This window comes from Sorangium sp. So ce693 (assembly GCF_051521375.1).
GTDB lineage: Bacteria > Myxococcota_A > Polyangia > Polyangiales > Polyangiaceae > Sorangium > Sorangium atrum.
In genome coordinates this window covers 1867008-1887484 of sequence record NZ_CP150347.1, presented here as the reverse complement: position 1 = coordinate 1887484, position 20477 = coordinate 1867008, and the positions used below count along the sequence as shown (strand labels likewise).

At 68.8% G+C, this 20477-nt stretch carries 13 protein-coding genes; 8 read left to right on the top strand and 5 right to left on the bottom strand.

Annotation, left to right across the window (positions count from 1 at the left end):
• Positions 1-423 precede the first annotated feature (423 nt).
• The 4 genes from WMF14_RS07120 to WMF14_RS07105 all read left to right on the top strand — a co-directional run bounded on the left by WMF14_RS07120 (position 424) and on the right by WMF14_RS07105 (position 6449).
• On the top strand, positions 424-2139 hold the full coding sequence (locus WMF14_RS07120; RefSeq protein ID WP_437799474.1) for a DUF1592 domain-containing protein: 1716 nt from the start codon (positions 424-426) through the stop codon (positions 2137-2139).
• Complete coding sequence (locus WMF14_RS07115; protein WP_437799472.1) at positions 2136-3437, top strand: DUF1552 domain-containing protein; 1302 nt, start codon at positions 2136-2138, stop codon at positions 3435-3437. Before WMF14_RS07120 ends, WMF14_RS07115 begins: the two co-directional genes overlap by 4 nt.
• A gap of 364 nt (positions 3438-3801) precedes the next feature.
• On the top strand, positions 3802-4776 hold the full coding sequence (locus WMF14_RS07110) for a hypothetical protein (protein ID WP_437799469.1): 975 nt from the start codon (positions 3802-3804) through the stop codon (positions 4774-4776).
• Positions 4777-4961: 185 nt separating this feature from the next.
• A complete protein-coding gene (locus WMF14_RS07105) occupies positions 4962-6449 on the top strand; it encodes a UxaA family hydrolase (RefSeq protein ID WP_437799467.1) in 1488 nt (495 codons plus the stop codon).
• A gap of 236 nt (positions 6450-6685) precedes the next feature.
• Here WMF14_RS07105 and WMF14_RS07100 read toward each other — a convergent pair whose 3' ends face one another.
• The 4 genes from WMF14_RS07100 to WMF14_RS07085 form a co-directional block, all read right to left on the bottom strand.
• Positions 6686-7999 carry an MFS transporter gene (locus WMF14_RS07100; protein WP_437799465.1) on the bottom strand — a complete coding sequence of 438 codons (1314 nt, stop codon included), beginning with the start codon at positions 7997-7999 and terminating at the stop codon, positions 6686-6688.
• Between the two features lie 31 nt (positions 8000-8030).
• On the bottom strand, positions 8031-9161 hold the full coding sequence (locus WMF14_RS07095) for a mannitol dehydrogenase family protein (protein ID WP_272100921.1): 1131 nt from the start codon (positions 9159-9161) through the stop codon (positions 8031-8033).
• Between the two features lie 169 nt (positions 9162-9330).
• A complete protein-coding gene (locus WMF14_RS07090; protein ID WP_272100920.1) occupies positions 9331-10344 on the bottom strand; it encodes a zinc-binding alcohol dehydrogenase family protein in 1014 nt (337 codons plus the stop codon).
• A gap of 194 nt (positions 10345-10538) precedes the next feature.
• Complete coding sequence (locus WMF14_RS07085) at positions 10539-11570, bottom strand: amidohydrolase family protein (protein ID WP_272100919.1); 1032 nt, start codon at positions 11568-11570, stop codon at positions 10539-10541.
• Between the two features lie 1232 nt (positions 11571-12802).
• On the opposite strand from WMF14_RS07085, the gene WMF14_RS07080 reads away from it, so the two are divergent.
• From WMF14_RS07080 to WMF14_RS07065, 4 genes are all read left to right on the top strand, one after another.
• Positions 12803-13891: a sugar kinase gene (locus WMF14_RS07080; protein WP_437799462.1), complete on the top strand. Its 1089-nt coding sequence runs from the start codon at positions 12803-12805 to the stop codon at positions 13889-13891.
• A complete protein-coding gene (locus tag WMF14_RS07075) occupies positions 13888-14559 on the top strand; it encodes a bifunctional 4-hydroxy-2-oxoglutarate aldolase/2-dehydro-3-deoxy-phosphogluconate aldolase (protein WP_272100917.1) in 672 nt (223 codons plus the stop codon). Before WMF14_RS07080 ends, WMF14_RS07075 begins: the two co-directional genes overlap by 4 nt.
• A 146-nt stretch (positions 14560-14705) precedes the next feature.
• Positions 14706-15341, top strand: coding sequence for a glutathione S-transferase family protein (locus WMF14_RS07070; protein ID WP_437799459.1), 636 nt, complete (start codon positions 14706-14708; stop codon positions 15339-15341).
• 460 nt (positions 15342-15801) lie between these two features.
• Positions 15802-16218, top strand: coding sequence for a nuclear transport factor 2 family protein (locus WMF14_RS07065; RefSeq protein WP_437799457.1), 417 nt, complete (start codon positions 15802-15804; stop codon positions 16216-16218).
• A 56-nt stretch (positions 16219-16274) separates the two neighbouring features.
• On the opposite strand, the gene WMF14_RS07060 is transcribed toward WMF14_RS07065, so the two are convergent.
• A complete protein-coding gene (locus WMF14_RS07060) occupies positions 16275-20465 on the bottom strand; it encodes an ATP-binding protein (RefSeq protein WP_437799455.1) in 4191 nt (1396 codons plus the stop codon).
• Between the last annotated feature and the right edge of the window lie 12 nt (positions 20466-20477).

Sequence of the window (20477 nt, the reverse complement as noted above, 5' to 3'; positions counted from 1 at the left end):
GGTCAGGCCCTCTCCGTAGCAGGACAGAGAAGCGGCGCCGAGGGGCACGGCGGGCCCGCCGGTCCTGTCCCGATCCCGGCCAATCCCCGGTTCCGAGCTTCGGTGTCCTGAGGCACCCGGCGGTGACGCGGCGCAGCGTGCTGCGCTGCAGCATATCCGATCTTCCTGCGTCGCCTCGCAGCGCGCGTTTGACCAGAAATTTGTCATGGAGTGCGAATCGACTGGAGGGTGAGCCGCTTCGGGGGCGAGCCGCTACTGCCAGATGCTCCCTGCGACGGCCGACCTGCTGGTCGCCTGACCATCCCCGCGACGCTGCCGTCGCGAGACGTCGAACCTGCGTCTTTCTCTCTCGAGGCGCCCGCGTCGTTGCAGGGGTGCGTTCGCGGAGCGGATGCGTTCACACGACACGAGGAGATGAACACGATGAGACTTATCTTGCGGACTTGCGCAGGGCTCGTCCTTTGCGCGCTCGCAGCCGCCTCATGCACCGGGGTGCTCGGCGGCCCGGGCGACGCCGAGGAGCGGCCTGGCGGCCCGGGCGACGCCGAGGAGCGGCCTGGCGGCTCCGTGGCTCCTGACCCGAGCTTCGACGGGACCCCGGCGGATCCCACCTCGGCGGGCGTCAAGGTGCTCCGCCGGCTCAGCGGGCGCGAGTACCTCAACACCGTCCGGGATCTGCTCGGAGACACCACGCTGCACCTCAACGATGTGCCCATGGAGAATGACGATCCGGTCCTCGGCTACCATCTGCCCGGCCCGGTCGACAAGCTGAACGCCGAGCTGTTCCGCGACGCAGCCGAGAAGCTCGCCGCGAACGCGGCATCACGCCTGAGCGCGCTCGTGCCATGCGACGCGCAAAGCGCCGGAGAAGAAGCATGTGCCCGGCAGTTCGTGACGGAGTTCGGCCTGCAGGCGTACCGGCGCCCCCTCTCCGCCGACGAGGTGGACGGGCTGATGCGCCTCTATCAGACCGGGCGAACGGAGATCGAGCTCGACTTCAACGGCGCGATCATCCTCCTCGTCGAGGCGATGCTGCAGTCGCGGGGGTTCCTCTACCACTGGGAGAACGGACAGGAGCCAGCGATCGTCGAGGGGAAGACGGTGAAGCTGGACGGCTATGCGCTCGCCAGCCGCCTCTCGTACTTCCTCTGGGGGACGATGCCTGACCAGGCGCTGTTCGACGCCGCGGCCGCGGATCGGCTGGCGAGCACGGAGGACGTGGCCCGAGAGGCGCGCCGGATGCTAGGCGATCCGAGATCGCGCGACGCCGTGGCCGACTTCTTCGAGGACTGGCTCGACCTCTCGGCGGCCGCTCGCAAGCCGAAGGACGCCGACGTCTACCCCGAGTTCGACGATGCGCTGAAGCGGGCGATGTCGGAGGAGGTGCGGCGCTTCGTCGCCGGGGTCGTCCTTGATGGCACCGGGCGCTTCGAGGAGGTGCTGACCGGGACGAGCTCGTTCGCGAACGAGCCGCTCGCCGCAGTTTATGGAGTGAGCGGGCCGAAGGGCGAGGAGATGCAGCCCGTGTCGCTCGACCCGGCCCAGCGGTCAGGCATCTTGACCTCGCCTGCGTTCCTGACCGTGACCGGCGCGGCCGACGGCTCGCACCCGGTCAGGCGAGGGAAAGCCATCCTTAACCAGATCCTGTGTCAGACGCTCCCGCCGCCGCCAAACGACATCCCGGAGCCGAAGAAGCCAGATGAGGGAGGTACCACGCGAGAGCGCTTCGCGGAGCACTCCCAGCTGGCGTGCGCGAAGGGCTGCCATGCGCGCCTGGATCCGCTCGGCTTCCCGTTCGAGAACTACGACGGCATCGGACGCTTCCGGACCATGGACAACGGAGAGCCGGTCGACGCGACGAGCACCGTCGAGCTGGACGGCCAGGTCCACGCCGTGGCCGACGCGCGCGGGCTCAGCCAGGTGCTCGCCTCGAGCGAGACGGTCCACAGCTGCTTCGCCAAGCAATGGCTGCGCTATGCGCTCGGTCGAGGCGAGACGGGGGACGACAAGGCCTCGTTCGAGTCGGTGGTGGATGCCTTCGAGGGCGCTGATCAGGACATCCGCGAGCTGATGGTGGCGCTGGTGAGCTCACGTACGTTCCGCTTCCGAGCGATCATGGAAGGAGAGGTGCTGCAATGAACCAGGCGCGATTCTCACGACGAGCACTGCTCCAGGCGCTGGGCGTGGGGGCGGCCATGCTGCCGCTGCTGCACGCCGAGCGCGCGGCCACGGCGGCGCCGAGCGCGTTCCCGAAGCGCATGATCGCCGTGACCTGGACCAACGGCATCTTCCAGCAGAACTGGCTGCCGGGCAACGACGACCTGAACGCGGCGCGCCTCCCGACCATCCTGGAGCCGCTCGAGAGCTGGAAGTCCAAGGTGCTGATCCCCCAGGGGGTCGACCTGAAGGTGATGCTGGACGCGAACCGGACGTACGACGGGCACTTCAGCTATGGCGCGCTCTTCACCGGCGTGAGCCCCGCCCCCGGGGTCAGCGACGGCGTCGCGCCGTCGATCGATCAGATCATCGGAGACGATCTCAGGAGCAAGGGGGTGAGTTCGCCGCAGCTCAACCTCGGCTGCCGCCCCTATGGCTTCTCGACGAGCTGGGCGGGGCGGAATCAGAAGAACAACGCCGAGACGGATCCCTACCGCCTCTTCAACAGGCTCTTCGGAGGGGCGAGCCTGCCGGCAGCCCAGATCGACAAGCTGCGCAAGCGCAGGCAGAGCGTCCTCGATCTGGTGGGGACCGACCTCGAGCGCTTCGGCCAGCGCCTCGGGACGGAGGACCGGCTGAAGGTGCAGGCGCACCTGGACTCGATCCGCGCGCTGGAGCTGGACCTCGAGGCGGCGGCCTCGCAGCGCGCGTGCACGCCGCCCGCGATCGGCGAGGGGGGGCTCAACTACGATAACATCAACGACTATCCGAAGCACGTCGACCTGATGATGAAGCTGGCCGCGGCAGCCGTGAAGTGCGACCTGGCCCGGACGGTCACCCTCGATCTCATCGACGACGGCGGGGGCAACAGCCTCACGTTCCCGTGGCTCGGCATCGGCAGCCCCGACTACCACGCCATCGCCCACGAGGGCGCGAACAACGCGACCCAGAAGACGGCGATCGATCGGTGGTTCTACGAGCAGGTCGCCACGCTCGTGGCGCAGCTCGCCGACTCCTCCGAGGGGGACGGGAGCGCGCTCGACAACAGCGTCGTCGTCGTCGCCAACGACATGAACGAGGGGAACTACCACGCCGTAGACAACATCCCGTTCCTGCTCGTCGGGAGCTGCGGGGGGTTCTTCAAGACCGGGCGGAAGGTCAAGCTGGGGAGCATGCCGCACAACAAGCTGCTCGCCACGCTCTGCCACGCGATGGATGTCCCGGTGAGCAGCGTCGGCGAGGGCTACGGCGGAGACTGCGACGCGTTCTTGAAGGCTTGACCGACAAGCGAACCTCCGGGGCGATTCGCTCGGGTCGTACACCGGTGCTCCCGAGAGCGGAGCGCCCGAGCCGGGCGACCAGGCGTGGCCTGTCTACAGCTCCGCGCCCTCGTGCATGGCGAAATTTCAAATTCATCGAGAAAAGCACGGCGCCCGCGCTTGTGGTCATTGAGTCCACGCTGCTCTCACGACCCAACTGCGGGAACTGCCCTGGGCTGACAGAACATCCTTATCGAGCGCTCTGCGCGCGCCGAGGGGGTCTTGACATCACCCCCATGACAAACGTATCAAGGTTGGTCCGCTTGCTTGGCTCTCGGAGAGCCGGAGGTCCATCATGCATCGTGTTCACGCTGTGAGCCTTACCTTGGCCCTCATTGCATTCCACGTGGGCTGCAATTCAACCTCCTCGGACTCGAGCTCCGGTGGAGGCGACGGAAGCGGTGGCGCGACCAGCACCGGTACGACCGGCAGCGGCGGGGCTGGCGGCCACGGCGGGGGCCTCACGAGCAGCTCGTCGAGCGGCGGCGGGCAAACCGGCTCGGGCAGCGGCGGGCAAACCGGCTCGGGCGGCGGCGGGCAAACCGGCTCGGGCGGTGACGGGCAAGCCGGCTCGGGCGGCGGCGAGACCTCCCTGACGGGCTGCGCGTCCGGCAGGTACATCCTCTGCGAGGATTTCGAGGACACCGACGTGGGCGGCGTTCCGCAGGGCTGGACCAAGCATGGTGAGCCGGTCGCGGTCGCCGACGATCAGGCCGCGCACGGCAAGCACGCGCTGAAGATGGGCCCCGTCGCGAACGGGGAGCGGCGCATCTATCACGACGCTTCTCAGCTCGGGAGCGGGCACTGGGGCCGTATCCGCTACCGGGTGCAGCGGCCGGTGCCTGACGCGTTCGTCCATTCGACGCTCGTCGCGCTGTACGGCAACGGCCCCACGACGGGCGCCCAGGAGGTCCGCGTCGTGGACACGGTGAAGGAAGACAAGGACGGCTGGGACAATGACGGCAACGGGTCGCACATCCAGTACCTCTACAACGTGCAGCCCGCGGGAGCGGAGTTCGGCAAGGGGAGCGCGTACCGCTGGTACTATGAGGACCAGTGGCACTGCGTCGAGTGGCACATCGACGGTCCAACGCAGCGCTACGACTTCTACCTGGACGGCGAGCTCCTCGACCAGATCAGCATCGCGAACGGGCCGGGCAACTACTCGGGCTCGGAGATCCCGGACGCGTTCAGCGAGGTCCGGGTCGGGTGGAACAACTACCAGAGCGCGCCGCCGGGGTTCACCGCGTGGATCGACGACGTCGCGCTGGACGACGAGCGGATCGGCTGCGAGGAGTGAAGTCCTGCTCGTAGATCGCGCCGAGGATCCGCGCTACTGCGCGCATATCCCTGTCGGTCCCCTTCGGGATGTGGACCCGCCGCACGGGCGGCGCGCGGTACGTGCCGGGCTCGGCGCGTTCGAGCAGCGACCTGAGGTTGCCCTCCAGCTTGCCGCGCCAAACGACGCCGGTTACCATCGATGAAATGAGCTTGGCAGCCTCCCTGTTGCAGATCGATCCCCGAGATGATGTGGCCGTCGCCGTGCGCGGCCTGGCCGCCGGCGATTCGGTGGCCGACGCGATCACCGCCCGCGCCGACATCCCGGCCGGACACAAGGTGGCGCTGCGCGCGATGGCCGCTGGCGAGCTGGTGCGGAAGTACGGCTGGCCAATCGGGCGGGCGACAGTGGACATAAAGCCGGGCGATCACGTGCACACGCACAACCTGGCCACCGCGCTCTCCGGCCTCGACACCTACACCTACGAGCCCACGACCCCTGATCCCCTTCCCGCCACCGAAGACCGCACCTTCATGGGCTACCGGCGGAAGGACGGGCGGGTGGGGACCCGCAACGAGATCTGGATCCTATCGACGGTGGGCTGCGTCGCGCGCACCGCCCAGAAGGTGGCCGCCGAGGCGGACAGACGCTTCAAGGGCCGGGTGGACGGGGTCTATGCCCTCACCCACCCCTTCGGCTGCTCCCAGCTGGGGGGCGACCTCGATGCCACCCGCCGGGTGACCGTGGCCCTGGCCGGCCACCCGAACGCGGGCGGAGTGCTGATCATCGGCCTGGGCTGCGAGAACAACCAGCTCGGCCCGCTCCTCGAGAGCGCCCCGCACCTCGATCCCGATCGCCTGCGGTCCTTCACCGCCCAGACGGCCGAGGACGAGCTCGAGGCGGGCCTCGAGGCCGTGGAGGAACTCGTGAGGATCGTCGAGCAGGACCGCCGCGAGCCCTGCCCCGTCTCCGACCTGGTGATCGGCCTCAAGTGCGGCGGCTCGGACGGCTTCTCGGGGCTGACCGCCAACCCGCTTGTGGGTCGCATCGCCGACAAGGTCTGCGCCGCCGGTGGCTCGGCCATCCTGACCGAGATCCCGGAGATCTTCGGCGCCGAGCGCCTGCTCATGACCCGCGCCGAGAGCGAGGCGGTCTATGAGGGCATCGTCGGCGTGGTGAACAACTTCAAGAGCTACTTCATCGCCCACGGCGAGCCGGTGTCGGAGAACCCCTCGCCCGGCAACATCGCCGGCGGCATCACGACGCTGGAGGAGAAGTCCCTGGGCGCGGTGCAGAAGGCCGGCCGCGCCCCGGTGACCGAGGTGGTCCACTATGGCGGGCAGATCCGCGGCACGCCTGGCGTGGCTCTGCTGGAGGCCCCCGGCAACGACGCGGTCTCGTCCACAGCGCTCGCAGCCGCCGGCGCGACGGTCATCCTCTTCACCACCGGCCGGGGCACGCCCCTCGGTTTCCCCGCGCCGACCCTCAAGCTCGCCACCAACTCCAGCCTGGCCCAGCGCAAGCAGCGCTGGATCGACTTCGACGCCGGCCGCATCGCCTCGGGCGAATCCATGGACGCGGCCGCCGACGCCCTGATGGACCTGGTGTTGGCCACCGCCTCCGGCCGTCCAACCCGCGCCGAGGAGAACGGCGAGCGCGAGATCGCACTTTGGAAGCGGGGCGTCACCCTTTGAGCCTACGACGCCTGTCGGAGGCCAGGCTCGGCCTCGTTCCGCCGCACGTCGAACGGCCCGCCTAGAAAACCGATCAGCTTGAAAACCAGAGGAATGAGCCGCCAAGACGCCAAGAGGCGCCAAGAAAACAATAAAACCTTGGCGTCTTTTGGCGTCTCGATTTCTCGCTGTTTGCGTGCGGATTCAACCCGCTTGTCGCTCTAGCCTCCTCCGGTTACCGAACCGGATGGACGACCTCATCCTGCGCTAGTAGGCGAACTATCTCGGTCAATATCCAGGCTGGGGTACCTCGCGGCGATCGGTGCCGACCTGACCTGGAGCGGCTCGATCTTGCCGACGATGACGAGGTAGCTGAACGCGCCGAGCAGGCAGAAGCCGCCCGCCACGACGAGCGGGATCGTGAACGATCCTTGGGTCAGCGAGACCATCACCCCGGTGAACGTCGTGATGACGATGCCGGCCAGGTTCGACGCAAAGTTCTGGATGCCGCTGATCGAAGCCACGTGGCGCGGCGTGGGCGCGACGTCGCCGGGAAGGGACCAGACGCTGGCGCCGGCGAACGCAAGGCTCGCGTAGGATATGCCGAAGCAGGCGAGCATCAGATAGATGTTGGAGGTCAACGCCGACAGCGTGATCGTCGACGACACCAGCATGCCGCCGACCATGCAGGTCTTGCGCGCGGCGGTGAGGCTCCAGCCACGGCGATAGAGCGCGTCGGAGACGAAGCCGCCGATCCAGCCGCCCGGAATCGCCATCAGCGCGGGGATCATGCCGAACGTGCCGAGCGACTTGAGCGAGAAGCCGCGCGTCTGCACGAGGTAGCTCGGGAACCACGTGATGAAGAAGTAGTTGGTGAAATTGAGGCAGAAGAAGCCGAGCATCATGCCCCAGAGCGTGCGGTGGCGGAAGAGCGACGCCCACGTCACGTTGTTCTGCGCGTCCTCGGCGGGCGCTGCGTGGACGACGTCCTGCGCGCCCGTCATGTCGCCATGCGCGGGGCTGCGGTAGATGACGACCCAGCCGAGGATCCACACCGCACCGAACAGGCCCGTGATGATGAAGGCCGCCTTCCATCCGAGCGAGTCGATGATGAGCGCGACGAGGGGAATCGACAGCGCCGAGCCGACGCGCGCACCGCTGTCGAAGATGCCCGTCGCGAGCGCGCGCTCGCGCGGCTTGAACCATTGGCTCACGAGCTTGGCGCAGGCCGGGTAGGCGCCGGCTTCGCCCACGCCGAGCAGCAATCGGCAGCCGAACATGGCCGCGACGCTCGACACGCCGGCGGTCGCCGCGGTGAACAGCGACCACCAGCCGACGGCGATCGGCAGCGCGATGCGCGCGCCCACACGGTCGACGAACCAGCCGAACGGCATCTGCATGAGCGCGTAGGTCCAGAAAAAGCCGCTCATGATGAACCCCATCTGGGCGGGGCCGATCCCGAGCTCCTTCTCGATCTGCGGCGCCGCGACCGCCAGATTGGCGCGATCGATGTAGTTGACGGCGACCGCGAGAAAGCACAGCAAGAGCACGACCCAACGCATCTTTCTCATCTACATGTCTCCTTTGGGCAGCCTCACATGCTCATGCGGGCACGGCCGTGCGAAGCGCCGCGTGCAGCCGGGGCTGATCGAGGTTCAGGCCGAGCTCGCGCGCGAGCTCGATCACGGGCCCGAAGCGGCGCCGCTTCTTTTCGCCATGGTTGCGCGCGATGTCGGAGAGCCGGTGATCGAGGAATGGGTTCTGGAAGCGCTGGCGCACCTCGTCGAGGTAGGCGCGCGCGGCAGCGCCCTTGCCGAGCGCGTCGAAGACGGGGACCACCTCGTCGCGCCAGAGCGCCTCGAGATCGGCGCGCAAGGCCGGATCGCGCATCGCGCGCAGCGTGTTCTCGTCCGAGGGGCGCCCGTCCAGCTGCCAGCGCTCGGCGAGGTAGGTGTGCCCGAGGTTCAGGAGCAGCAGCTTCAAGCGTTCGTAATGGAGCAGGTCGTCCGTCACGATCATCGCTTCATGCTGGCACGGCAGCACCATGCCCTCGCGCCGCTCGATCGCCCAGAGCGCGTAGGGCTCGGCGATCGCGCCGACGGGGCGGATCGGCTCGGAGACGATCCGGTCGACGAGCGAGTTCACCCAGATGCACGTGTGCTCGATGTAGCGCAGGAAGGCGGCATCGGCGCCCCATTGGCGCGCGAGGCCGGCGACGAGCGCGCGCAGCGTGTCACCGTTGTTCGAGACGAGCTCGCAAGGCAGCAGGGTGAGCGGCGCGGCGCCCGCCTCGAAGCGCGCGAGCAGCAAGGTGACGAGCTTCGCGGCGAACCCGCGCGGCACGCCCGCGCCGGGCGCGAGCAATGTCGCCGTGTCCTCGGGCAAGCAGGCGTATCCGCTGTCGCTCGTGTTCGAGATCACGACGCGCGCATCGTTCGCGAAGCGCTCGCGCACGAGCGGCCAGTCGGTGTTCGCATCGAGCGCTTCCGTGATCGAGCTGCATTCGATCGTCGTATCGACGACCTGTTCGCGGCGCAGCCCGCGGATCCGCACGGGGTAACGCCCCTGCGCGCGCAGCGCGTCGATGCGCGCGCGGCTCTCGGGGTTCGACGTGGTCTGCACCACGGTGATGGTCCCGAGCGCGCGGCCGGCGCCGAGCGCCTCCGAGATGAAAAAGTCCGCGTGAGCCTGCAGGAACCGGCTCGTGCCGAACTGAAGAATCGGATTGCCCATGTCAGTGCTCCGGCGGCTCAGCAGGCGCGTACCCACGCGAGGATCCCGGTCGCGCTCGGCAACACGGTCGACCCGGGGTCGCGCTTCGAGAGCAGGTTCTTCAGCTGCAGAAACCGATGGATCGTCTTCATCCGAAATCCCTCCAGTGAAGGCGCTGAATCGCGCACGCTCACGACATGCTCACCATGATCTTGGACGTTCGACCGGGGTGGGCTGCCCAGTCGGCGAGCGCCTCGGGCGCGCCTTCGATGGGGATCGATCTCGAAATCAGGATGTTCGGGTCGAACGTGCGTCGCTCGAAGAAGGCGATCACGTCCGAGAACTCGTTCAGGCAGTTGCGCGAGCCGAGGATGTCGAGCTCCTTCATCACGAACAGCCTGGTCTCGTAGCTCACCGGCTCTTTGCCGTACCCGATGTACACGACTCGGCCGCAAAATTTCACCCAGTCCACGGCGTTGCGGTAAGTCGCGGTCGCGCCCACGGCTTCGATGACGACATCCGGCCCGTCGCCGTTCGTCAGGTCCATCACGCGTTGGCGTGCGTCGGCGTCCCCGAGCACCGCCTCCCGCGCGCCGAGCGCCCTGGCGAGCGCGAACTTTTCGTCCTGCGTGTCGAGCGCGATCACGCGCGCGCCGCGGCTCACCGCGCCGGCGATGGCCCCGAGCCCCACGCCGCCGCAGCCCATCACCAGCACGGTCTCGCCGGCCTCGACGCGCCCTCGCGCGGCCGCGTGAAAGCCTACCGAGAACGGCTCGACGAGCGCGAGCTCCGTGAGGTTCAGCTTCCGTGACGTGAAGAGCTTCTGGTACGGGACGGCCACGAGCTCGGTCAGCGCGCCGTCGCGCTGCACGCCCATGGTCTTGTTGTCGCGGCAGGCGTTGCGCCGTCCCGCGCGGCACGAGGGACACCCGCCGCACGCCGTGTAGGGCGTGAACGTGACGTCGGTACCGACGCGCCAGTCCGCCTCGACGCCCGAGCCGAGCTCCACGATGGTGCCGGCCACCTCGTGCCCCAGCACCCGAGGGTACGTCACCATCGGGTTCTTGCCCAAGAACGTGTTCAAGTCGGAGCCGCACAAACCGACCCGTTGCACGCGGATCAACACCTCATCGTGCGCCGGTTTGGGCTCGCGGATCTGGCTCACCTGTGCAACCGACGGACCGGTGATCGTCAGGGCTTTCATGCTGTCATTGCCTCGCTGAGCGACTTCGTTCACTCGCGGCTCTCACGGCGCGCTCCGCAGCCGGGCCGCTTCGTCCTGCCAAAGAACAGAGCTCCATGTCGAATGGCCGAAGCCGAAGCGACGTGGCGTTGCTTTACGATCGGTGAGCGGGGCGGCGGGCGCCGCCTTCGCCGTGGCGCTCGGGACGCCGCTGTTCAGGGGTGACGCGCGTAGAACTTCTGCGCGTTCTTGTACATCACCTTGTCACGCGCTCCCTGACCAAACTCCTTGAGGTAGAGCTCGGCGACCTCGATCTCCGACGCGAGGCTGCCGCCCATGTCGACGACGGGCCAGTTGCTGCCCCAGATCAGCCGGTCCTCGCCGAAGGCCTTCATCAGCACGTCGAAGTGCGCCTTGTACGCCGCGAGATCGGTCGGCGCCTTCCAGGGATCGTCCTCGGTGGCGGCCGGGTTGTACATGTCGAAGAACGACGAGAATTTGATGTAGATGTTCGGGTGCTTGGCCAGCCGCTGAACCGCGTCGACCCAGGCCGGATCCGGCGTCGGCCCTTTCGCGCCCGCCAGGTGGTCGATGATGATACGGAGCTTGGGCACCGCGGTCGCGAGCGCCTCGACCTTGTCCTTCGGGTTCAGGGTGCCGCGGCTGATGATGTCGAGCGTCATGCCCTTGGCCGCGAGCTCCTCCAGCGAGGCGAGCTGCTTGGCGTCGAGCGTCAGCTTCGGGCTCCAGAGGAAGCCCCGAATGCCGACCACGCGCGGGTCCGCGGCGAGGCGCGCCAGATCGGCGCTGAAGCTCGGCGAGCCGATCTCGAGCTGCGCGACGAGGAACTTGAAGAAGTCGTTGCCCTTCGTCATCTCGAGGACCTTGAAGTTGTCGTCGACGACGGGGCTGGCTTCGACGATGCCGGTGCCGATGACGCCATTCTGCTTCGCGATGGCTTCATACTCCGGGGGCAACACGTCGCGGTAGATCGGCTTCTGCTTGGCTTCCGGCCAAACGACGCCGCCCGGACGCGTGACCTGGTAGAGATGGATGTGCGTGTCGAGGATCGGACCATGCTTTTCCGCCGGCACGGCCAGCGGGGCCGCCGCTTTGCTCGTGTCGCCCGCCGTCCCGGGTGGCGTCGCGGTGGTCGCGGAAGAGGATGCACACGCCGCGAGCGGCGAGAGCGTCATCATCAGGCACAGCTTGGCGAGAGTCGTCGGAATACTCGTGAGTATTTTCATGGTGCAGTCTTTTTGGAGTCGGTGCCGAACTCGATCCCGAGAGCGAAGGTGCCGCTGCGCATGACGACCCCCTCATGACAAAGCCGAATAAGGAGGCCACAATGTGAACGTTCACATTATCGATGTCAACACCAATTCGCCCTGCGGCCAAGCTCGGACTCGGTGGCGGGCAACTCTCTTCCGGAGCGGCGCGGCAAGCGAGGCGAGCACCGGGCCGCGGTTATGTTCGATGTGGTTTCCAATTTCCAATCCGCTCGCCCCCGACTGAGGACCTATCCCAGCAGGGACCCTCTGGGCTCTGGGGAGACTTACATCGCTCTCCGGATGGGTTGCCAAGGAGGAGCGCTCGATGCGCGCGGGAGCGCGTGCTCGAAGCAGCGGGTCACCTCCGACGTTCCGGTGGTCGCTGTCGCGGGTGAGCTGGGCGACTCGGTCTCAGTGGTCGCCGTCGGCCAGCACGACGGCGGGGCGGCGGCCACCCGCCCTCTCCTCGACCTGGGTCATGGGCGCCGCGGCCGACCGCCGCTGCGCACCCATCGGGATCGAGGAGGGCGTCGCGCCCTTCCATTTTCGTTGACACCCGTAATGTGAACGCTCACAATTCGTCGTCGGGTGTCCTTTCGCTCTCCCCTGAGCAGGCCGCCGTGCGCGGCCCTTCGTCCCTGAGATCGGGATCGATTTCTGCACCGACTGCGTTCGCCCGGTTGTCGTGGGCGCGAGCAACGGCGAGGTCGCGGGGGCATCGCCCGCGCTGGGTGCGAGGTCTCACCTGCGACCCGCACGCGTACCGGTCCACCGGGGATCTCAGCCGTGGGGAACGGGAAAGCAAAACGATTCAAGGAGTTCAAGGGCGAATCGCCACGCTCACCTCCGCTGGCAGAAGGTTCCCTATACGATCCGACACCAACCCTGGAAAAGCGACGCCAGAGGACTATTCGAACAATTTTCCAACATAGTCGCAGCGCAGCGCCGCACGCTGCCGGCTCGCTTGCCACGCGCACGGCGTGGGGCATCGGAGATCGTGTCGAGAGCCTTGTCGAACGGTCGACTGGTTCAACAACTCGTCCATGCATCGAAGCGGCCGCGTTCACTCCACAGCCTGCGGGGCAGAGCTCGGTCGCCTCGACATCCTCGTGAACGACGCGGGGCGGATCCGCAGGTCGTCGGCCGCCCAGCGCTCGGCCACGGGCCGGTCGTCGGCGGCGGCTGGATGAGCCGTTGAGGAGAAGAAGATGCAGATTCGCAGTGCAAAAGGTTGCCAGTGGGACCAGGTGAGCCTCGGCGAGGTGATGCTGCGCCTCGACCCGGGTGAGCGCCGCGTCCACACGGCGCGGACGTTCGACGTCGGCGAAGGCGGGGGAGAGTACAACGTGGCGCGGGGGCTCCGGCGCTGCTTCGGGCTCCGCACCGCCATCGTCACGGCGCTCGCGGACAACGCCGTCGGGCGCCTCATCGAGGACCTGATGCTCCAGGGCGGGGTCGACACGTCCTTCCTGCGCTGGGTCGACTACGACGGCGTGGGCCGGGACGTGCGCAACGGCCTCAACTTCACCGAGCGCGGCTTCGGGCCCCGCGCCGCCGCCGGCTGCTCGGACCGCGGCCACAGCGCGGCGTCCAAGCTCAGGCCCGGGGACGTGCCGTGGGAGACCCTCTTCGGCGAGCGCGGCGCGCGCTGGTTGCACACAGGCGGCATCTTCTGCGCTCTCTCGGAGACCACGGCCGACGTGGCGCACGAGGCCATGGAGGTCGCGCGCGCGCATGACGTACGGATCTCCTACGACCTCAACTACCGACCCTCGCTGTGGAAGAACTTCGGCGGCCAGCGGCGGGCGCGCGAGGTCAATCGCGCCCTCATGCCGTACGTCGACTGCGTGTTCGGCAACGAGGAGGACTTCGTCGCGGGCCTCGGCTTCGAGGTGTCCGGCGTGGACAGCAGCTACAGCCAGCTCGATACGAACGGCTTCCGCCGGATGATCTCCGAGGTCGTCGCGGCGTATCCCAACATCTCGGTCGTCGCCACGAGCCTCCGGACGGCCAAGACCGCCAGCGTGAACGGCTGGGGTGGCATCCTGTACTACAAGGGCGAGTTTCACGAGGTCCCGCAGCGAGACATCGAGATCCTGGACCGCGTGGGCGGCGGCGACTCGTTCGCTTCGGGGATCATCTATGGCCTCTTGACCGAGCAGAGCCCGCAGTGGGCGCTCGAGTGCGGCGTCGCGCACGGCGCGCTGGCGATGTCGACCCCGGGGGACACCTCGATGGCGTCGCTCGCCGAGGTGCGGAGGGCCATGAGCGGGGCCGGCGCGAGGATCGAGCGATGAACAGGGAGCAAGTCGTCCGCCGCGTCGAGGAGATCGGCGTCGTCCCCGTCGTGCGCGCGCCGCGCGGAGAGCTCGCCGTGCGGGCCGCTCGCGCGCTGTGCGCGGGGGGCATCGAGGTCATCGAGATCACGATGACCGTCCCCGACGCCCTGTCCGTCATGCGCGAGATCGCCTCGCGGATGGGGGACCACGTCCTCGTCGGCGCGGGCACCGTGCTCACCGCGGACGCGGCCCGCCGGTGCATCGAGGCCGGCGCCGAGTTCATCGTGAGCCCGGGGCTCGACCTGGAGGTCATCCGCGCGGCGCACGATCTCGGGAAGGCGGTATTCCCGGGGGCGCTCACGCCGACCGAGGTGATCACCGCGTGGAACGCCGGCGCCGACACGGTGAAGCTGTTCCCGTGCTCCGCCATGGGGGGCGCGAAGTACCTGCGCGCCCTGCGCGCGCCGCTCCCGGAGGTGAAGATGATGCCGACCGGCGGGGTCAACCTGACGACAGCCAGGGATTTCATCGAGGCCGGCGCCGTGGCGCTCGGGGTCGGCGGCGAGCTCGTGGACGCCGCGGCGCTCGCGGCGGGCAGGGACGAGGTCCTCACGGAGCGCGCGCGTGAGTTCATGTCCGTGGTCGGCGCCGCGCGTGCAGAGCTCAAGAAGGGCGCGCGGGCATAGAGAACAGCTCCGGCGGGCAGCGCTCAGGAGCTCTCCTCGATGGAGCTGCCCGCCGCGACATGGAGTCGCCGGGGCCCTCGACGCGGCCGGCCAGGGTGTGCGCGGCCTGGTAGCCGCGCGGGGCAGGCTCGGTTAAACGAGCCGCCATGATCCTGATTGGCCAGTACGACTCTCCCTTCGTGCGCCGCGTCGCCGTGGCGCTCCAGCATTACGGGCTCGCGTACGAGCACCGCCCGTGGTCGGTGTGGGCCGACGCGGAGTCCATCGCGAGGTACAACCCGCTCCGGCGGGTCCCCGTGCTCGTGACGGACGGCGGGGAGCCGCTCGTGGAGAGCGCGGCGATCCTCGACGCCCTCGACGACCTTGTGGGGCCCGAGCGCGCGCTCCTGCCGCGCTCGGGCGAGGCGCGCCGCGCAGGGCTGCGGGTCTGTGCGCTCGCCACGGGGCTCGCGGACAAGGCGGTGAGCCTGCTCTACGAGCACGTGCTGCGCACGGGCGATCGCCGGAGCCCTGTCTGGGTGGAGCGCTGCACCGCGCAGATCGGCGAGACGCTCGACCTGCTGGAGCGGGAGCGCGCCGCCCGGAGCGGCGACACCTGGTGGCTGGGCGACTTCAGCCACGCCGACATCGCGGTCGCCTGCGCGCTGCGCTTCGTCGGCGAGGCGCACCCGGCCCTCACCGACGCCGCGAAGCGGCCGGCGCTGGCCGCGCACGCGGCGCGCTGCGAGGCGCTCCCGGTGTTCGCGGCGGTGGTACAGCCGCTCCACGTGGCCGCCTGGTGATGAGCCTCCTCATGGTGCCGACGCCGCTCCAAGATGTGCGGCGTCGAGCAGCGCTCGGTCCAGCTGGCGAGCTGGGTGATCCAGGTGCACCTCCTGAGCATGTACCTGCCCTCGCTCTCGGTCGGCGCCCTCCTGAAGCGGATGTCGATCGCGCAGCTGCAGGGCGTGGGGCTGCTGTTCCTGCTCGTGGGGTTTCTGGTCAGCTGGGTTCCGGGGTTCGAGGGGGCACCTGGTCGGCTGGCGCTGGTCGGGGTCGTGTGGTGTTACGTGTTCGTGACCGCGACGACCCTTGTCGCGCGCAGCCGCCCGGGCTCCGAGCGCTTTCGCGCGCAGGGCGTCGCGCGTCGCCTCCGGGGTGTTGTATGCTCGGCCGAGATCAGGCTCGGATCGGTACGGGAGCAGCGGAGCCATGGAGTCCTCGGAGAGAAAGCCGGCAAGTCCAGAAGATTCGGTTCGCCAGATGCTCGTCGAGTTCGCGCGCGCCTTCGAGCGAGGCGACGTGGACGCGTTATGCGACATGTTCGTACGTGACGATGCCCTGATCTTCTACGGCACACACGACAAGCTGCACTTCACGCGCTGGGCCGAGATCGAGGCCTCGTTCCGGCGGCAGAGCGAGATCCTGAAGGACCTCGTGTGCAGGATCACCGGCGATGTCCAGGTGCGTCTGCTGGCCGGGGGAGCGGCCGCCTGCGCCGGGACGGCCGGCTTCGGTATCCACGCCACCATGGGCGGCGTGCGCTTCGACCTGCCCGCGCTCCGACTGACCTGCACGGTGAAGCGCCACGGGGATCACTGGCGGTTCGTGCAGCTCCACCTCTCCGTGTCGGACAGGCCGTTCCTCGACAGCGTGGGCCACGTGCTCGAGAGCGCCTGAGAGCGCCTGAACGCCGCGCCGCCACACCACGCCGGTGCGGCGGCGCGGCCCGCGCCTCACGTGGGGACGTCGCTCGACTCCGCCAGATCCCGGAGCGCCCTCTCGCTCCGGCGCAGCGCCTCCTCGGTCCGCTGGACCTTCAGCGCCTCCTGCTCCAGCTCGCCGCGGAGCACGGTGTTCTGCAGCGACAGCGCGGCCAGGAACTCGAGGAGCGGCAGCCGGCGCAGGATGAACGCGCCGTGGACCAGCCGGTTCTCCAGGTAGAGGAGGCCGCCCACCTCGCCGGGGTTCTTCATGAGCGGCATGCACAGCACCGACTTCGGCCGCTCGCGCACGAGGTACTCGTCCCCGGCGAAGGCGCCGCTCGCCCCGACGTCGCTGAGCACCACCCGCTCCCGCGTCCGCTCGACATAGTTGACGATCGACGCCGGGACGCGGGTCGCGAGCGGCGCCGTGCTCCGCTCGTATACGCGGATGCTGATGCCGTCGCGGTCCACCACGGCCTCGGCGGCGAGCCGCAGGCCGTCCCCGGTGAGCAGGAGACAGCACCGCTCCGCCCCCTCGTGCTCGACGACGAGCCGCATGAGCGACTCCATCATCTCCTTCGGCGTCATGTCGCTCGAGAGCGACCGCGAGACCTTCACGGCGGTCTGCGCGTCGATGGCCTCCGCCGCCATCGTCATGACGCCGCTGCTCGTCGCGCGGCGCTGCTCCTGATTCAGGACGAGCGCATGCCGCTGCTCGAGCTGCCTCACCTTCTCGCTCGCGCCCCAGCGCGAGTACGACGCCACCGCCTCCCGCAGGTAGAGCCCCGGCAGGCCGCTGTAGCCGCGATCCAGGTAGAACCGGGCGGCGAGCTCGCTCGCGAGCGCCTCCTGGTGGATGAACCGGGACTCGCGGAAGGCCACGATCGCCTTATCGTAGAGCGCCGCGGCCTCGTCGTGCCTGCCGTCGACGCGCGCGCGCTCCGCCGCTACGAGCGCGTGTTTGCCGGCGAAGTTGTCGGGGCAACTCTCGGCCCAGACGCGCAGCTGCTCCTCGTGGCCGGCGAGCGACCGCCGGAGCCCGGCCTGCTCCTCGGCCGGGGCCCCGGAGAAGCGGGCCGCCCGGGCGAGGGCGCCGAAGTAGTGGTACTCGGCCGAGAACAACATCCCGTTGCCCCCCGAGATGTTGCGCTCCGCCTTCTCCGCGGCCAGGGCCGCCTCGTCGGGGTTGGAGGCCAGGAGGTGCTGCGCGGTCTTCATCACGTAATGGACGAGCCGCACGCTCGGGAAGCTCTCCTTCTCGAGGCGGTCCTCGAACGCCTGCTCGTCGAAGTCGTCCGCGCTCATCGTGCCGAGGTGGCGCGTGGCGCCCCTCATCGCCTGGACCAGGCGCAGCATGCTCGTCACGGCGTCCGCGGCGAACGTGATCTTCGCCTTCGTCGCGTAGTCGAGCGCGCTCACCGCGACCTTGTACGCCTCCTCGATCGGATCGCCCCGCACGATCACGTTCAGGGTGAGCTGGATGTTGCTGAAGCTCCCCCACGTCAGGTTCCCGACCTCGTTCGCGGCCTGGATGCTCACGCGCTGGCAGGCGATCCCGGTGTCGATGTGGCGCGTCCAGACCGAGATCAGACAGCCATAGAGGTTGGCCACCTCGGGCTTGTAGACGAGCGCGTTCATCTTCTCGGTCAGCTCGTAGCCCACCCTGCCGATCCGGTCGCCGTCCTGGTACGCGCCGAGCTTCTGGCAGAGCGCCTTGCCGAGGCACGTGTACCCGATGCCGGTCGGCTCCGCGTTGCCGTGGAGCAGGCTGAGCCGGACCATCTGGCAGACCAGGAGGTCGTTGAGGTTCGGATCGGTGTAGAAGGTCGAGGCGTACATCACGGCCATCACGCCCATCGCCGCGAGCATCGGCGGCGCCGTCATCCTCGGCTGGCCGAGGATCTCGTCGGCCGTGCGATCGCGGAGCGCGTCGCGCAGCGCCGTGATCTCCGCGACAACCTCCTCGTCGGCCGGCTGCCTCCCGAGCTTGATGCCGAGCAGCGCGAGGCACTCCAGCCCGACGCCGATGCACGCGTCGTGCTCGGACCGGGCCATGTGGTTCTGCATCAGGACGCGGTAGGCCGCCGCCTTGTCGAGCTGCGTGCGCGCGCGCTCGAGGAGCACCGAGCAGAGGTCGATGGACCGATCGAACTCCCCGTTCACGCACGCGCTCTCGGCGAGATCGAGGTGCAGCGCGAAGGCGAGCAGATCGTCGGCTCCCGCCCAGTCGTCCTCCCCGATCAGCGCGCAGCCCGCGGCGAAGTAGGCCACCGCGGAGCCGTAGGCCCCGGAGGCCCTCGCCTTCCTGCCGGCGCGGAGGTTCAGCTCGGCCGTCCTGCGCCGCTCGCCCGGATCGGTGATGAAGGAGGCGCCGATGTTCAGCTGGTTCGTGATCTCGAACAGCCGGTCCTCCAGCGCCTCCTCCGGCGTCTGGACGAGCAGCAGGCGCCCGATGCGCAGGTGCGTCGAGGCGTGGTTGCCCTCGCGGATGAGCAGGTACGCGGCCTGCTGCACGCGGTCGTGGAGGAACTTGTACGTGCTGCCTCGGCGCGCCACGAGCCCCTCGCGGATGGCCGGGGAGATGGCGGCGTGCGTCGTCTCGGTCGACTCGCCGTACATGGCCGAGAGGACCTCGGCGTCGAAGCGGGCGCCGAGGCACGCGGCGAGGGAGAGGACCCGCTGCGTCTCGCCGTCCAGCCGCCTGAGGCGGCCCAGCACCAGGTCGACGACGTTGTCGGTCAGGTTCTGCGCGGCGATGGCCCCGATGTTCCAGCACCAGACGGCGCTCACGGGATCGACCCAGACCAGCTTCTGGCGATAGAGCTCCGTCAGGAACTGGCCCACGAAGAACGGGTTGCCGCCCGTCCTCTGGACGAGGAGCCTGGTGAGCTGAGCCCCCAGCTCGTCCTCGCAGCGGAAGGTGTCCGTGACGAGCTCGAGGACGTTCTCGTGCGGGAGCGGGTCGAGGCTGAGCGTCGAGACGCGCGCGCCCGTGGCGTGGATCTGCCGGAGCACCTCCATGAGCGGGTGCGACGGGGTCACCTCGTTGTCGCGGTACGCCCCGATCACGAGCAGGTGCCGCTTCTCGGGCGCCGCGACGACGTCGCGGATGAGCCTCAGGCTGGCGGGATCTGCCCACTGCAGGTCGTCCACGAACAGCACGAGCGGGTGCCGCTTGCGCGCGACCACGCCGAGGAACGCATGGAACACGCGGACGAAGCGGCTGCGCGCCTCGTTCGGCGCGAGCGGCGGCACCGGCGGCTGCTCGCCGAGGATCAGCGAGAGCTGCGGGATGATGTCGATGATGACCCGCCCCTCCTCGCCGAGCGCGTCGCTCAACCGGTGCTTCCACCCCGCGAGCGACTGCGGGCTCTCCGTCAGGATCTGCCGGACGAGCTCCCCGAACGCCTGGGCGATCGTGCGGTAGGGGATGTCGCGCTGGAGCTGATCGAACTTCCCGGAGATGAACGCCCCGCGCTCGCGGACGATGGGCGCCTGCACCTCCTTCACGAGCGAGGTCTTCCCGACGCCCGAGTACCCGGCGACGAGCACGAGCTCGGCCGTGCCCGTGGCGACCACACGCTCGAACGCCTCGAGCAGGATCGCGCGCTCGCGCCTCCTGCCGTAGATCTTCGTCGGGAGCTGCAGCCGGTCCGGGATGTCGGCCGTCCCGAGCGGGAACGAGTCGATCATCCCGAGCTCCTCCAGCTCGGTCTGGCACATGAGGAGATCCGACCAGAGCCCGCGGGCGGTCTGATAACGCTCCTCCGGAGACTTCGCGAGGAGCTTCATCACGATCTCGGAGACGATCCGGGGCACGTCATGCACCAGCTCCGCGAGCGGCACAGGGACCCTCGCGATGTGGGCGTGCGCCCACGCGGGCGCGTCCTCGGCGTCGAGCGGCAGCTTGCCGGAGAGCAGCTCGTACAGCGTGACGCCGAGCGAGTAGAGATCGGCGCGCTCGTCGATCGGCCAGTCGACGCGGCCCGTCCGCTCCGGCGCGATGTAGGGCAGCGACTCCGGGTTGATCTTCGTCTCGTCGGAGAGGCCGAGATCGCCGCGCACCACGGCCAGCCCACCGTCGAGCGACACCTCCCCGCTCTCCGGGTGCACGGAGAGGTTCGCGGGGCGGATGTCCAGGTGAAGGGTGCCTGACTTATGAAGTTTCGACAGCGCAGATGCGATCTGCACCGCGTGCGTGAGGAACCGGCGAAGATCCATGAGAGCCCTGGT

Excerpts from the sequence above, each read along its gene's own strand:
- WMF14_RS07120 (WP_437799474.1), top strand. The coding sequence starts at position 424 with ATGAGACTTATCTTGCGGACTTGCGCAGGGCTCGTCCTTTGCGCGCTC.
- WMF14_RS07115 (WP_437799472.1), top strand. The coding sequence starts at position 2,136 with ATGAACCAGGCGCGATTCTCACGACGAGCACTGCTCCAGGCGCTGGGC.
- WMF14_RS07105 (WP_437799467.1), top strand. The coding sequence starts at position 4,962 with ATGAGCTTGGCAGCCTCCCTGTTGCAGATCGATCCCCGAGATGATGTG.
- WMF14_RS07100 (WP_437799465.1), bottom strand. The coding sequence starts at position 7,999 with ATGAGAAAGATGCGTTGGGTCGTGCTCTTGCTGTGCTTTCTCGCGGTC.
- WMF14_RS07095 (WP_272100921.1), bottom strand. The coding sequence starts at position 9,161 with ATGGGCAATCCGATTCTTCAGTTCGGCACGAGCCGGTTCCTGCAGGCT.
- WMF14_RS07090 (WP_272100920.1), bottom strand. The coding sequence starts at position 10,344 with ATGAAAGCCCTGACGATCACCGGTCCGTCGGTTGCACAGGTGAGCCAG.
- WMF14_RS07085 (WP_272100919.1), bottom strand. The coding sequence starts at position 11,570 with ATGAAAATACTCACGAGTATTCCGACGACTCTCGCCAAGCTGTGCCTG.
- WMF14_RS07080 (WP_437799462.1), top strand. The coding sequence starts at position 12,803 with ATGCAGATTCGCAGTGCAAAAGGTTGCCAGTGGGACCAGGTGAGCCTC.
- WMF14_RS07075 (WP_272100917.1), top strand. The coding sequence starts at position 13,888 with ATGAACAGGGAGCAAGTCGTCCGCCGCGTCGAGGAGATCGGCGTCGTC.
- WMF14_RS07070 (WP_437799459.1), top strand. The coding sequence starts at position 14,706 with ATGATCCTGATTGGCCAGTACGACTCTCCCTTCGTGCGCCGCGTCGCC.
- WMF14_RS07065 (WP_437799457.1), top strand. The coding sequence starts at position 15,802 with ATGCTCGTCGAGTTCGCGCGCGCCTTCGAGCGAGGCGACGTGGACGCG.
- WMF14_RS07060 (WP_437799455.1), bottom strand. The coding sequence starts at position 20,465 with ATGGATCTTCGCCGGTTCCTCACGCACGCGGTGCAGATCGCATCTGCG.